The sequence below is a fragment of the Ignavibacteriales bacterium genome (assembly GCA_016709155.1).
Classification (GTDB): Bacteria; Bacteroidota; Ignavibacteria; order Ignavibacteriales; family Ignavibacteriaceae; genus JADJEI01.
This window is the reverse complement of sequence record JADJEI010000001.1, coordinates 348,869-362,476: the sequence shown is the minus strand read 5'-3', so window position 1 is coordinate 362,476 and position 13,608 is coordinate 348,869. Positions and strand designations below refer to the sequence as shown.

At 35.6% G+C, this 13,608-nt stretch carries 13 protein-coding genes and 2 pseudogenes; all 15 read right to left on the bottom strand.

Annotated elements, in window-relative coordinates; translation table 11 throughout:
• Positions 1-72 precede the first annotated feature (72 nt).
• The 15 genes and pseudogenes from IPH11_01850 to IPH11_01780 all read right to left on the bottom strand — a co-directional run bounded on the left by IPH11_01850 (position 73) and on the right by IPH11_01780 (position 13,165).
• Positions 73-450 carry a cupredoxin domain-containing protein gene (locus IPH11_01850; GenBank protein MBK6912466.1) on the bottom strand — a complete coding sequence of 126 codons (378 nt, stop codon included), beginning with the start codon at positions 448-450 and terminating at the stop codon, positions 73-75.
• A gap of 12 nt (positions 451-462) precedes the next feature.
• A pseudogene (locus IPH11_01845) lies at positions 463-3,152 on the bottom strand (heavy metal translocating P-type ATPase).
• A gap of 505 nt (positions 3,153-3,657) precedes the next feature.
• Complete coding sequence (locus tag IPH11_01840; protein ID MBK6912465.1) at positions 3,658-4,047, bottom strand: DUF302 domain-containing protein; 390 nt, start codon at positions 4,045-4,047, stop codon at positions 3,658-3,660.
• Positions 4,048-4,073: 26 nt separating this feature from the next.
• Positions 4,074-4,685 (bottom strand): methyltransferase domain-containing protein, encoded by a 612-nt coding sequence (locus tag IPH11_01835; protein MBK6912464.1) that lies wholly within the window; start codon positions 4,683-4,685, stop codon positions 4,074-4,076.
• Positions 4,686-4,732: 47 nt separating this feature from the next.
• Positions 4,733-4,999, bottom strand: coding sequence for a hypothetical protein (locus IPH11_01830; GenBank protein ID MBK6912463.1), 267 nt, complete (start codon positions 4,997-4,999; stop codon positions 4,733-4,735).
• An 18-nt stretch (positions 5,000-5,017) separates the two neighbouring features.
• The gene (locus tag IPH11_01825) at positions 5,018-5,224 is read right to left on the bottom strand and encodes a hypothetical protein (GenBank protein MBK6912462.1); all 207 of its coding nucleotides are present in this window, start codon (positions 5,222-5,224) and stop codon (positions 5,018-5,020) included.
• A gap of 48 nt (positions 5,225-5,272) precedes the next feature.
• Positions 5,273-5,728, bottom strand: coding sequence for a Rieske 2Fe-2S domain-containing protein (locus IPH11_01820; GenBank protein MBK6912461.1), 456 nt, complete (start codon positions 5,726-5,728; stop codon positions 5,273-5,275).
• A 94-nt stretch (positions 5,729-5,822) separates the two neighbouring features.
• Positions 5,823-5,960 (bottom strand): TRASH domain-containing protein, encoded by a 138-nt coding sequence (locus IPH11_01815; protein ID MBK6912460.1) that lies wholly within the window; start codon positions 5,958-5,960, stop codon positions 5,823-5,825.
• Between the two features lie 76 nt (positions 5,961-6,036).
• Positions 6,037-6,375, bottom strand: coding sequence for a P-II family nitrogen regulator (locus tag IPH11_01810; GenBank protein MBK6912459.1), 339 nt, complete (start codon positions 6,373-6,375; stop codon positions 6,037-6,039).
• Positions 6,376-6,396: 21 nt separating this feature from the next.
• Positions 6,397-9,549 (bottom strand): annotated as a pseudogene (locus tag IPH11_01805) (efflux RND transporter permease subunit).
• 139 nt (positions 9,550-9,688) lie between these two features.
• Positions 9,689-10,078, bottom strand: coding sequence for an endonuclease domain-containing protein (locus IPH11_01800; GenBank protein MBK6912458.1), 390 nt, complete (start codon positions 10,076-10,078; stop codon positions 9,689-9,691).
• Between the two features lie 103 nt (positions 10,079-10,181).
• Positions 10,182-11,174, bottom strand: a complete 993-nt coding sequence (locus IPH11_01795; protein ID MBK6912457.1) for an efflux RND transporter periplasmic adaptor subunit — start codon at positions 11,172-11,174, stop codon at positions 10,182-10,184.
• A 24-nt stretch (positions 11,175-11,198) separates the two neighbouring features.
• Positions 11,199-11,741 carry an efflux RND transporter periplasmic adaptor subunit gene (locus IPH11_01790; GenBank protein MBK6912456.1) on the bottom strand — a complete coding sequence of 181 codons (543 nt, stop codon included), beginning with the start codon at positions 11,739-11,741 and terminating at the stop codon, positions 11,199-11,201.
• 147 nt (positions 11,742-11,888) lie between these two features.
• Positions 11,889-12,557: a TolC family protein gene (locus IPH11_01785; protein ID MBK6912455.1), complete on the bottom strand. Its 669-nt coding sequence runs from the start codon at positions 12,555-12,557 to the stop codon at positions 11,889-11,891.
• 32 nt (positions 12,558-12,589) lie between these two features.
• Positions 12,590-13,165: a TolC family protein gene (locus IPH11_01780; protein MBK6912454.1), complete on the bottom strand. Its 576-nt coding sequence runs from the start codon at positions 13,163-13,165 to the stop codon at positions 12,590-12,592.
• Positions 13,166-13,608: the final 443 nt, after the last annotated feature.

Sequence of the window (13,608 nt, the reverse complement as noted above, 5' to 3'; positions counted from 1 at the left end):
TGGCTAAAGTCATTTCTTCATTTAAATGTTTTCATTAACCACGTTTAGAACAAACAAGGTTTTAAAGGAAAATTATTGAACAATCAATTTCCCTTTAATCATTCCCATTCCGCATTGAAAACCATATTCTCCAGGTTTATCAATTTCCAATTCTACCGGAATAGTTTTAAATGGTGTAAGCGTTGCTCTTTTATTAAAATCTGAGAAGACAACTTCTTCAGTACAGGCAGCAGTTTCCTCTCTAATAAAATTAAGTTTGATTGGTTTCCCGGCTTCGAATATAAGAACATCGGGCGTGTAGCCGCCTTTCACTTTAATGACAGCTTCCTGTACTCCGCTATTCGAAACATCAACTTTTATTGCATTCTTTTCAGAGAACCAGAAATACCAGGCAACTAAAGCCGATAAACCAAGTCCACCTATGATTACTAAAATTTGATCAAGTGCCATTTTATCAACTCCTTATTTCAATTTTGGTTTTTCCGAAGGAATTCCTTTTGGGGAAAATCTTCGTAAACGATTTGCATTAGTTACAACTGTTACTGAACTGAATGCCATAGCTGCACCAGCAATTATTGGAGAGAGCAAAACTCCGAAGAAGGGGAAAAGCAAACCAGCAGCAATTGGTAATCCCAATCCATTGTAAAAGAAAGCCCCGAATAAATTCTCTTTTATATTTTTCATTGTAGCGTTGGAAAGCTGAATAGCTAAAACAACACCTTTAAGACTTCCTTTAATTAAAGTAATGTCAGACGCTTCAATTGCAACGTCAGTTCCTGTACCTATTGCTAGACCGATATCTGCTTGTGCTAGTGCAGGGGCATCATTTATTCCATCACCAACCATTGCAACTATCTTCCCTTCATTTTGCAGTTTCTGAACATTGAATGCTTTATCTTCCGGCAAAACTTCCGCGAGAACTCTATCTATACCAACCTGTCTGCCGATTGCATTTGCAGTCCTTGTATTATCGCCGGTTATCATTACTACTTCCAATCCCATTTTTTTAAGCAATGCAATGGCATCTTTAGAATCCGATTTAATCGTATCTGCAACGGCAATAATTCCGGCAGCTTTATCATCTATTGCAATAAACATTGGTGTTTTACCATCATCTGCAAGTTTTATACTTTTTTCTTCCAGATCACCAAGATCTATAGAAAATTTTTCCATCATCTTTAAGTTGCCAAGAAATATTTTTCTTCCATTAACATTTGCTTCAACACCGTGACCGGGCACAGCATTAAAGTTTTGAGCATCAAACAATTCGAGAGATTTATTTTTAGCTCCGTTCACAATAGCTTCAGCTAAAGGATGCTCGGAAGATTTTTCAACACTCGCGCTTAATCTAAGAACATCATTTTCGGAAAATCCATTTGCGGTAAGAACATCTGTTAAAGAAGGTTTCCCTTCAGTTATGGTTCCGGTTTTATCCAGAACAATTGTGTTTAACTTTTGTGCTGTTTCCAATGCCTCCCCGCTTCTAATTAATATTCCGTTCTCAGCACCTTTACCTACACCAACCATTAAAGAAATTGGTGTTGCCAGACCAAGAGCACACGGGCAGGCAATTACTAATACAGTTACAAAAACAATCAGTGCATAAATAAGCTGAGGTGCGGGTCCGAATACATACCATATAACAAATGAAAGAATAGCTGCAATGATAACTGCAGGGACAAAATATCCTGAAACCTTGTCAACAATTTTTGAATGGGAGCTTTAGAACTCTGAGCTTGTTCAACCATCTGAATAATTTGTGCGAGCGCTGTATCCTTTCCAACTTTTGTAGCTTTGAATTTAAAGGAACCGGTTTTGTTAATTGTAGCTCCGATTAATTCATCGCCAGCGTGCTTTTCAACTGGAATAGATTCACCAGTAATCATCGATTCGTCTATTGATGATGATCCATCTACAAGGATACCATCTACAGGAATTTTTTCTCCGGGTCTTACAATAATTATATCGTCAAGTACCACTTCTTCAACAGGCAGATCAATTTCATTTCCATTACGCAATACTCTTGCGGTTTTCGCTTGCAATCCAATCAGTTTTTTTATTGCTTCAGAACTTTTTCCTTTTGCCCTAATCTCAAGAGCCATTCCTAGTACAACCAGCGCTACTACAACAAAAATTACATCAAAAAACTGATCGGCTAATTCAGTTACGGGAAATATTTGTGGAAAATAGGTAGCGATCATCGAATAGACCCACGCTGCCGAAATTCCGGTTGCAATTAATGTGTGCATATTTGCCGAACGATTTTTAAATGCCGCTAATGCACCTGTATAAAACTGTGAGCCCGACCAGAACATCACGGGCAGAGCTAATATTCCCATTGCTATCCAGATGTATCTTAAAACAGGAGAACCCATTTGAAATTGTTCGGATAATCCCCAAACAGTTGGATAACTGAAGAAAATAACAGGCAGAGCAAGTATTGCAGCAAAGATAAATTTTCTTATCAATGTTTTATATTCTTTTTCACGGGCAGCCTGGTTCTCATCAACAGGTTCTGCTGCTGCTTTTTCAATTTTACTCAAGGGCGTTACAGATTTCTCTTCGGCTTTTATTCCAGAAGTATCGAATGTCTGGTAACCTAATTTTTCAATAACATTTTTAATTGCTTTTGTATCAATAAGACCAGGAATATAAATTACAATAGCAGATTCATTTCCAAGGTCAACACTTGCAGAAACAACACCGCTTTTTTGTTTCAGCTCTTTTTCAATCTTGGTCACACACGACCCGCAATGCATTCCTCGTATTCCAATCTTCAAAGTTGTCTGCCCGGTTTGATAACCGGCTTTTTTAATTGCTCCGATTATTTCTTCGGTTGAAGTTTCACCACTTTTAAATTCCACGTGTGCAGTTGCTGTAGCATAATTAACGTGAGCTACTTTTATACCCGGCAGCTTCTTTATTGCTTTTTCTACGGTGGTAACACAGGAAGCGCAGTGCAAACCATTAATAGGTAAAGAAAGTTTTTCTATTCCATAGCTTGTAGTTCTATTTGATGGTTCCACTTTATTTATTTCCTCAATATATTTATTAGGGTCAAGAGCAAATTTGTTTTGGCAGTTTTCCGAGCAGAACTCATACTTTTTCCCGTCCAAATCAATAAAATATTTTGATGGTGATTTAACTTCCATACCACATACAGGGTCGTGTGTCCCCGCAATGCGGGATTTCAATTCATTCAACATTTTATAATCTCCTTGCACTTAATTTATATTCTCTTATTGTTGGTGAGATTCGTGCCCTGAAATTAAATTATTTTTAATCATGAAACATTTTCTTAACTTTTTTTATTGTATCAAGGACATTGCAATAGGAGTGCCACTCAAAAGTTGTGTTTTTAGTAAATGTTTGAGACTTTACTTATTGAAGGATTTAAGAATCTTAAAAATTTTTAAATATGTTAAGAGAATCAATGAAGAGTTTATTAGTTATTTGCAGATATTGTAGGACAGAAATTTTCAATAGCTTTGGGAAATATTTTATAAACAATAACTTTAGATTCTTTTCGTTTTATCAAAAATATTTGTCTCTCGCTGATAGAAGATACGCGTTTTCAATAAGGTCATTTATCAAAGCAATAAAGCCAACACTTAACCAATAAACTATTTTTTCTTAAATCACTACATGTTTTCATACTTAAGAAAGACTATTTACGACTTTTTTTAACTTTGCTTTTATTTCTGCTGCAATTTCAGAAAGATTATCATTTTTAACAGCTTGCATCGATGATACCGGATCAACAGCAGCCACCTCGAATTTATTTTCTTCCTGTTCAATAACAATGACATTACAAGGTAGCATAACACCTATTTTGTCTTCTGCCAGTAAGGCATTATAAGCATAAGGGGGATTGCAAGCACCCAATATTTTATACTTCTTGAAATCGACATCTAATTTTTTCTTTAAGGTTTCCTTAACATCAATTTCAGTTAAAATACCGAAACCCTCCTGTTTAAGAGCAACTTCTGTTTTACGCAGAGTGTTCTCAAAGCTGTCCTCTATTATTTTACTATAATAGTAGCCCATTATTTTCTCCGATTTTTATTTGGAATTTATTTCTTGTTATTTATAATCAACATTCTAAAAATATCGAACCATAAATGCCTGACCTGATAAGAATAAAATCCGGCATCAACTATATTCGTCTCAGTTTTTCTATTTATGTTAAAGCCAAGCAAGTTTACCATTAGTGGGTTAATCAAGTCCATCACCGCACCAACTATTTTGTTTTCACTTCTTACATGCTCAAGCAGAATTATTCTTCCACTATTTTTACATATCCGATTGATTTCTTTCAGCCCTTTAATAGGATCCGGAACAGAACAAAATACATATGAAGCAATAACTGTATCGAAAGTATTAGATTCAAAGTTAGTTGCTTGAATATCCATTTGTATAAACTTAATGTTTAATTTGTCCTTGTATTTTTTAATTGCCTTCGAAAGCATCCCATCACTGAAATCAATTGCTGTTAAGTCAATATCATTAGGATAATATTTGATATTTTTCCCTGTACCCACACCAACTTCCAATACTTTTCCTGAACCATATTTTACTAATTCTTTCCTCCATTTACTAAAAAGTACTTCCATAGGTAATTCAAAAATATCATAGAATTTTGAATATCTATTATACCTATGTCTAATCACATCAGTGTTATCAATTTCTTTCAATATTATCAATCCATTCAATAATTCTATGTAAACTTTAATTATACTTCATTTTTTTTAAACAGCATAATAATTAAAGTTCCTACAATTAATCCGACTAATGCCCCATCAAAAAAAGCGAAAGTAAGACCGGCTGTAATAGAACTAATTTTGATATTAAATACACTGGCTATTAAAAATACAAAGTCGTCGTTAAACATTTTAGTCATTCCGTGAAAAGCAGAGAATGTTAAATAGACCACTGCCCAGCTAATTCCATAGATCAAACTGGACGTTGGTAAAATAAAAAAATGAATTTTCTTAACCATTTTATCATCTAATTAGTTTTAATAATGAAGCTGATGTTCACATTCTTGTTTAAGATCTGATCCATTTGTGTCAGATTCATTATCTTTATTTGAATGTCCTTTATGCGAACCGTGTGAATGTCCGCTGCAGTTGCCCATTCCACCGCCGCCGTGAGCACCGTGTCCTCTGGGCATAAAAAACGTTATCACTGCAAATATGATTATGTATATTAATGTTTCTGACATTTTCTTATCTCATTTATCCAAACAACTGCCTTTTAAATTTTGATTTTTCTAACTTTCTTTCGAAACGAAAATCTGATCTCCTTTGAGATTCACTTTGAAAGGTGTTAATGGTCTTGGGGGCGGACCGGCAATATTAATTCCTCTAAGATCATAGTGCCCATTATGACACGCACACCAAATATGTTCAAAGTCTCCTCTGTATTGAACAGTGCAAGCTAAATGTGTGCAAGTAGCTGTGAAGGCTCTTAATTCTCCCTCCGAAGTATTTATGAGAATACCTGGTTCATTACCGAAGCGAAATATTTTTCCACTGTTCGGTTTTAATTCTCCTACCTTACCAGCAATAACAGTATTTGGAACCGGCTCTGCAGATTTTGGTGGAATTAAATATTTTATAACCGGGTATATGACGGAAAATGCAAGTCCAGCCAAACCACCGCCTAAGAAATATTTTAGAATATTCCGCCGCGATTTATTTCTATTTTTATTTAAGATTTCGGACATTTTATTATCTCATTTGTAAATAACAATTTTCTATCGTTGCGTCCCGCAAAACGGGATTTCACTTCGTTCAACATATTATCCTCGGTTAAGGGTTTTACATTTTTAATTTGTCAATAAACTTTCCGAGTTCTTTCTCAAACTCTTCCTGGCAAATCGGGCAGCATAAGTAATAAGTCTCTTCGCCATATTTTACATTAGCATAAACTTTGTTAGGATTTATTTTTTCCTGCAAACAGGGTCACGTAAAATATTAGTATTTGATCTCATTTTTATTTTCTCTTTTCATCGCACTTACTATTTAATTCTTGTTATAGAGCTTCCGCACCACGTTTTTTTGTTCTTATACTTATTGCTTCAAATATATCCGACACGAAAATTTTTCCATCGCCTTTACTTCCGGTATGAGCGTTATCGAGTATAATTTTTACAAATTTTTCAATATCATCATCCGAACAAACAAGTTCAATTTTCATACTGCTGCTGTATCTTTCGCAATATTTAATTGACAACTTTGAATTTACCGGATCAGCCCAGCCGCCAATAGTGGATACATCTATTACAGTCATCCCTTTTGTTCCGGCTATTTCCAATGCTGAAATAACTCTATCGGCTACAGATGGTCTTATATATGCTTTTATTTCTTTCATATTAATCTTCCTTACTTATTTTTAATTTTCTAAAAGTCTTCCTTCTAGCTTTGCCTGCTTTTTCATTTCCCACGATCTCCACAAATAATAGATAACCGGGTAAACAGCAAGCTCCATCAAGACAGAAGTAACAACACCGCCAAGCATTGGAGCAGCAATACGTTTCATAACATCAGCGCCGGTTCCGTGACTCCACATAATTGGAGCTAAGCCGGCAAGGATTACCGCCGCAGTCATAATTTTCGGTCGTACTCGTTTTACAGCACCGTGATGGATAGCGTCTTTCAATCCTTTTAATCCTGTCAGCAGTCCTTTTTCTTTCCATTCTTTTAATGCAACATCAAGATAGAGCAACATAACTACACCTGTTTCCGCATCTAAACCGGCAAGCGCAATTATACCCACCCAAACAGCAATACTTATATTGTAACCGAGTAGATAGAGTAACCAAAAAGTACCGACAAGAGAAAAGGGAACAGCAAGGAATACGATAGCAACCTTTATCAAAGATTTAGTATTGAGATAAATGATTACAAAGATGATAAACAGTGTCATCGGGATCACATACAGTAGTCTTTCTTGTGCACGCAGCATATATTCGTATTCGCCGCTCCATGTAATGTTATAACCTTGGGGCAGTTTAATTTTTTCTGATACAAACTTTTGTGCATTTTTTACATAAGTGCCGACATCAATATCCTTTATATCAACATAAACCCACGCATTTGGACGTGTATCTTCACTTCTTACAACCATAGGACCTTTACGCGGTGTTATAGTTGCAAGCTGACCAATAGGGACTTGCTCACCAATGGGTGTTGGTACAAGTACTTTTTTCATAGCTTCAATATTATCTCTCAACTCTCGACTATAACGAAGATTTACCGTGTATCTTTCCAATCCTTCAACAGTATTTGTAACAGACATGCCACCCATTGCAGATTGTATCACCATTTGAATATCTTCAATAGTTAATCCATAACGAGCTGCTTCTTTTCTGTTGATTTCTATATCGAGATAATTTCCACCGACAGCCCTTTCAGCAAATGCACTTAAAGTTCCAGGAACTGTTCGCATTACCGATTCAACTTCTTTACCAATATCCTGCAGCGTTAATAAATCAGGTCCGGATATTTTTATTCCAACCGGAGTTTTGATTCCCGTGCTGAGCATATCCGTTCTTGTTTTGATAGGCATAGTCCATGCATTAGTAACACCGGGGAATTGAATAGCTCTGTCCATTTCATCAATTAATTTTTGAACGGTCATACCGGGTCGCCATTCATCTTCAGGTTTTAACATTATTGTAGTTTCGACCATGTCAAGCCCTGCCGGATCTGTTGCTGTTTCTGCACGTCCTATTTTTCCAAATACGTGGTGAACTTCGGGAAATGTTTTAATGATTTTATCTGTCTGTTGTAATATTTCTCTCGCTTTAGTAATTGACATTCCCGGCATGGTTGTAGGCATATAAAGCAGGTCGCCTTCATAAAGCGGAGGCATAAATTCGGAACCAATTTTATTGAAGGGAATTATTGTTAACCCGAGAATAATCAGCGCCGTAACAAGCACAGCTTTGTTATGCTTGATTACAAAATCAACAACGGGATGATAAATTTTAATAAGAAATCTGTTGATAGGATTTTTTTCTTCGGGTAAAATTCTGCCTTTAATCCAGTAGCCCATTAAAATAGGAACAAGAGTAACTGAAAGAATTGCGGCTGCTGCCATCGAATATGTTTTTGTAAATGCCAGCGGTCTGAATAATCTTCCTTCCTGCGCTTCAAGTGTGAATACCGGAATGAAAGAAACAGTGATCACCAAAAGTGAATAGAATAATGATGGTCCAACTTCTTTGGATGCATCAAGAATAAGCTGCCAGCGTTCTCTTCTCTGCTCTTGCGGTTTAAGCATATCATGTTCAATATGCTTATGGGCGTTTTCAATCATAATTATTGCTGCATCCACCATTGCGCCTATTGCAATTGCAATTCCACTCAAAGACATTATGTTGGCGTTAATGCCCTGCCAGCGCATAACGATAAATGCCATGAGTATTGCTGTAGGCAGCGTAATGATTGCCACAAATGCGCTTCGAGCGTGAAGCAAAAATAAAATACATATTAACGCTACAAATAAAATTTCCTCTACAAGTTTTTCTTTTAGTGTATCTATCGCTCGTTCAATTAAACCTGAGCGATCATAAACAGATTCAATTTTTACATCTTCGGGAAGTCCGGCTTTTAATTCTTCTATTTTTTGTTTTACATTTTCAATAACTTTAAGTGCGTTCTGTCCATATCTCATAACAATAATTCCGCCGACCACTTCACCTTCACCGTTTGATTCAGCCAATCCTCTTCTCATCAAAGGACCAATTGTAACATCTGCAACATCCTTCAAATAAACAGGGGTGTTTGTCATTTTATCAACCATCAAGGGAATGTTTTGAACATCCTCCACAGATTTAATATAACCGAGTCCGCGCACCATAAATTCCATTTCACCCATTTCAATAACTTCGCCGCCAACATCGTTATTGGATTTTTTAATTGCCATATCAACCATACTCAGCGGAATGTTATAGGCAAGTAATTTTGCAGGATCAACCGTAACTTGATATTGCTTTACATAGCCGCCGATACTTGCAACTTCTGAAACGCCCTCAACCGCAGAGAGTGGATATTTTAAATACCAATCTTGAATTGATCGAAGTTCTTGAAGTGATCTTTTATCCGAGGTTAGTTTATATTCGTAAACCCAACCAACGCCTGTGGCATCCGGTCCTAAGGTGGGCACAATATTATTTGGAAGTCTTTGCTGTGCATAGTTTAAATACTCAAGCACTCTGCTTCTTGCCCAATAAATATCTGTTCCATCTTCGAAGATCACATAAACAAGAGAATAACCGAAGAAGGAATATCCTCGTACTACTTTTGAACCAGGCACTGAAACCATTGCTGTTGTTAGCGGATATGTAACCTAATCTTCAACTGTCTTTGGTGATTGCCCCGGATATTGCGTATAAATTATAACCTGAACATCACTTAAATCCGGTATCGCATCTACCGGCGTGCTTAACATCGAATAGATTCCAACACCGATTAAAAATAAAGTCGCAAGGATAACCATGAATTTATTTCTAATTGAAAACTCTATAATTTTTTCTAACATTTTATCTCCAGTGTTTTTCTACTTTATTTATTTTTTTAAGTTTAACATAGAACTAACGTACCCTAAATCTCTCTCTTGAAAAGAGAGTGAATTTTTAATCTCCCCTTCTCTTTCTAAGAGAAGGGGGCGGGGGATGAGTTCAATAACTATCAAGATGTTTTTTTACCTCATCTAATAATTTTGATAGATTGTTAACTATCTCATCATTCTTAAATCTTACAACTTTTATTCCTAAGTGATTTATAAATTCTTTTCTGACACTATCTTCTATTAGTCTGTACTGATGTATTTTTCCATCAAGCTCAACAACAAGCTTTGCTTCGTAGCAATAAAAATCGGCAACGAAAAAAGTTTCTTTGCCAGTTATATCATGAAAAATTGGGTACTGCCGATAAAACTTTTTACCACAAAATTTCCTATTACGAACAGCTTGCCAAAAGATTTTTTCTGCTTCTGTTTGATTCTTTCTAAGTTCTCTACAGACTGACTTCGCAATTTGAACTAATTTAGCTTTGTTGTTTAGGCTCAAAATTATTTGCTTTACTCTAATTTATTAACTCACCCTAAATCCCTCTCTTAAAAAGAGAGGGACTTCCGGAGAATATGTTAAAAAAATAACCGTTAGGATTAACTTACTTTTTAAATTTGAAACCATGTTTTTCAAGATCAACTTTAGCTTCATCTATTGTAACTTCTTTTAATTTCATTCCGCAGATTGGGCATTTGCCGGGCTTATCGGATATTACATTCCAATCCATTTGATCTTGAAAAACCTTTCCGTCATTATTTTCATCTATTGCTTTTAAGTCAATCACTCCTGTACGAACAAGACTGTGATCTTCATGACTCATTTCAGTCTTGTTTGACTTTGTTTTTTTGTCTTTGTTTAAAATATTTTTTTCATTTGAATCCGACTTAGTTTGTTCATTCGGTTTCTGTTCTTCCATCGGTTTGGACATATCCATTCCTTCATGACCCCTCATTTGTTGAATTGCTGCTTTCAGATTGCTTTCCGAATCAATTAGGAACTGCGAAGAGATAACAATTTTTTCACCATCCTTAATTCCTTCGAGCACTTGAACCAATCCATCAGAAGAAACGCCGAGTTTAACTTCTCTCGGATCGAAGTAACCGCCGCCAAGAGACATTACTGCAATTGTCCTTTCACCAGTGCGAATGATTGCCTGATCCGGCACAACAACCGCTTCAACTGAAATTGGCGAAACAAGTTTTACCGTTGCAAACATTCCCGGTTTGAAATCGTAATTCGAAGTGTTCCGAACTTCCGTTCTTACTTTTATAGTTTTAGTTTCTTCATTAAGGTAGGGATAAATGTACGTAACTGTTCCATTATAAGTTTTGCCAGGTAAATAGGAAAGCTCCAGTTCAACTTTTTGCCCGAGCTTAATCCAGGGCAAATCAACCTGATAAATATCAGCCATCACCCAAACATTTGAAAGATCGGCAACTTTATACAAACTCATCCCAGCCATAATTTGCTGCCCTTCAAAAATCATCTTATCCACAACCGTTCCGTTTACTTGAGAATAAATTGTAAGCGTTTTCTTCGGAGTATTATTTTTTTCAATCTCGGCAATATCTTTTTCAGAAATATCCCAACACAATAATCTTCGTTTGGCGCTGTTGACTCATTCCTGTGCGCCGTTTTTAACATCATCAGAACTATTAGAAACTTTTTTTAAGTAACGAATTGCTTGCAGATATTCTTCCTGTGTGCTGACAAGTTCCGGGCTGTAAATTTCAAACAGCGGCTGCCCTTTGCTGACATATTTGCCGGTGTAATCAACAAAAAGTTTTTCTACCCATCCCATAATTTTTGTAGTAATGGTTGTAACTTTTGTTTCGTCGAAATCAACTTTACCGGTTGTTCTAATTACATTATTGAGTTTTTGTTTTTTGACTGTCTCTATTCTTACGCCAATATTTTGAACAGTGACGGGATCAATCTTTATACCTTCAACATTCTCATCATCCTCATAAACGGGGACTAAATCCATGCCGCAATCCGGCGCAGTTCCGGGTTTATCTGAAGTAAACCACGGATGCATCGGGTCCTGGTAGTAAGCAATTTTCTTTTGACCACTGCCGCCTTTTTGATCTTCATAAACGGGAACAAAGTCCATTCCGTCCGGTGCTTTTTTCGGGGTTGGGGAAGTATTTGCAGGGTTCATTGGATCCTGATAGTAAAGAATTTTTCTTTCTTGACTATCTGAAGATGAGTCTGTTCCGCCAAGGAAAAATTTTCCAATTGCTAAGCCAACTATTAAAAAGATGATTCCGCTAATAATTATTTTTTCATTTGATCTCCAATAAATAGACTATTTTAAATTATCATTTACTTGTTCAAGAGTTAAACCAACAGCCTGTTCAAGCTGTGCCTGACTTTGAAGAAAATTCATTTTAGACATGTAAAAATCGAGTTTAGACATAAGAAGCATTCTGTAGGCATCAATGAGCATTAAGAATTCTGTTTTACCTGTTTGATATGCGGCAACTGTAGATTGCAGGGTTTGTTCAGCTTGAGGAATGACGGAGTTTTTATAAAGCTCAGTTAGGTTTCTATTAGTTTCGATATTTACCAAAGAATTTTGAACATCAGATGCTACCATATTCTTCATAAGATTATACTGTTCTTCTGCAGTTTTAATATTAAGTTCGTTCTCTTCAACTTTACCCGTGTATTTGGAACTTGACCAGAAAGCAAGCGGTACATTTACCCCGACCATAAATGCCCAGAAATCATCGGTGGTTCCAGTCATGTCTTTATACATCAGTCTTGCCATTATATCCGGATAGTATTCTAGTTTAGAAGCATCCAATTCTGATTTATACATATCAATATTGTAATTCATACTTTTTAATTCGGCACGATTTTCAACAGCCAATTGAAACAACTGATCGAAATTCCATCGCGGTAAAGTATCAGCCGGCTCGGGAACATAACCTAATTGATCATTGGCGGGTCGGCTTAAAATTGTATTTATCATTGTTTGAATATCAGTCTTTTCCTTTTCAAGATTTACCCCTCGTTAATCAGAACAGAAAGTTCTGTTTGAGCTCTTAATATATCCGGTTGTTTGCCCATTCCCAGTTCATATTGTTTTCTCGTAATTTCTAAAAACTGTTTTAGCAAATCCTGATTTTCTAAATTGATTTCTATTTTCTTTTGTACCAGATATAACTCGTAATAATAATTTTTTAATTGTTTGATGATTTGCTTTTCAAGCGCAAAGTACTGCTGCGCAACCATGTTAGCATTATTTGAAGCAGCGGAAGTCATCGCGTTTATCTTTCCAGGGAAGGGAAACATTTGTTGAATAAAATAATCGTTTTCCATACTGTTTTTAATCGGATTTGGAAATGACTGCACCGGCGTATTGAAAAACTCAATCCCAACTTGCGGAGCATCCCAGGATGATGATTGATTAATTTTTGTTCTTGCGGCATCGGTTGTATTACGTGCGGCTTTTAATTGTGGATTGTTTTGAAGAGTCTCTTTTATCAGCTCATCCAGATTAATGTAGCTTTTAGTCTGAGGATAAGAAATAGATATCGAGAGGATTATTAAAGAAAAAATTTTTAAGAAAAAATTCATTTTATCTCCATAAAGAATTTGTTTAATCGAACTGACTGATATAAAAATAAAATAATAAGAATTAAGCTCATACTGTTATTTTTCAAAGGTGTTAAGAAACGATTTGGAAGCAAATTGATATAATCAGCATTCATTTATTTTTAAGAATAACTATAAATATTTTGGCTAAAATTGCTGTAAGTATCAGGTAACCCAACAACCATATAAAACCATTTTCGAACATTTTTATAATATCACTTTTCAATTTTTCATATTCCTATGAAACAATAATGCCAAAGTGAAATATTGTATTATTGAAATGAAATAGGACTTTTTAGGACAGTTTTTTAGAAGAGGTTTTTAAGGAGTTTAAATATTTTTAAAGTTCTTAAAAAAGCTTTTGCAAGTTAAAGTGTATTTTCTAGTGTAAAAAAAGAAGTTGTTTTTAATCAGCTTTTTTAGGA

What these genes read in the sequence shown, in the direction of transcription:
- IPH11_01850 (MBK6912466.1), bottom strand. Translation starts at nt 450, where the DNA reads ATGGCACTTGATCAAATTTTAGTAATCATAGGTGGACTTGGTTTATCG.
- IPH11_01840 (MBK6912465.1), bottom strand. Translation starts at nt 4,047, where the DNA reads ATGGGCTACTATTATAGTAAAATAATAGAGGACAGCTTTGAGAACACT.
- IPH11_01830 (MBK6912463.1), bottom strand. Translation starts at nt 4,999, where the DNA reads ATGGTTAAGAAAATTCATTTTTTTATTTTACCAACGTCCAGTTTGATC.
- IPH11_01825 (MBK6912462.1), bottom strand. Translation starts at nt 5,224, where the DNA reads ATGTCAGAAACATTAATATACATAATCATATTTGCAGTGATAACGTTT.
- IPH11_01820 (MBK6912461.1), bottom strand. Translation starts at nt 5,728, where the DNA reads ATGTCCGAAATCTTAAATAAAAATAGAAATAAATCGCGGCGGAATATT.
- IPH11_01810 (MBK6912459.1), bottom strand. Translation starts at nt 6,375, where the DNA reads ATGAAAGAAATAAAAGCATATATAAGACCATCTGTAGCCGATAGAGTT.
- IPH11_01790 (MBK6912456.1), bottom strand. Translation starts at nt 11,741, where the DNA reads ATGAACCCTGCAAATACTTCCCCAACCCCGAAAAAAGCACCGGACGGA.
- IPH11_01785 (MBK6912455.1), bottom strand. Translation starts at nt 12,557, where the DNA reads ATGATAAATACAATTTTAAGCCGACCCGCCAATGATCAATTAGGTTAT.
- IPH11_01780 (MBK6912454.1), bottom strand. Translation starts at nt 13,165, where the DNA reads ATGAATTTTTTCTTAAAAATTTTTTCTTTAATAATCCTCTCGATATCT.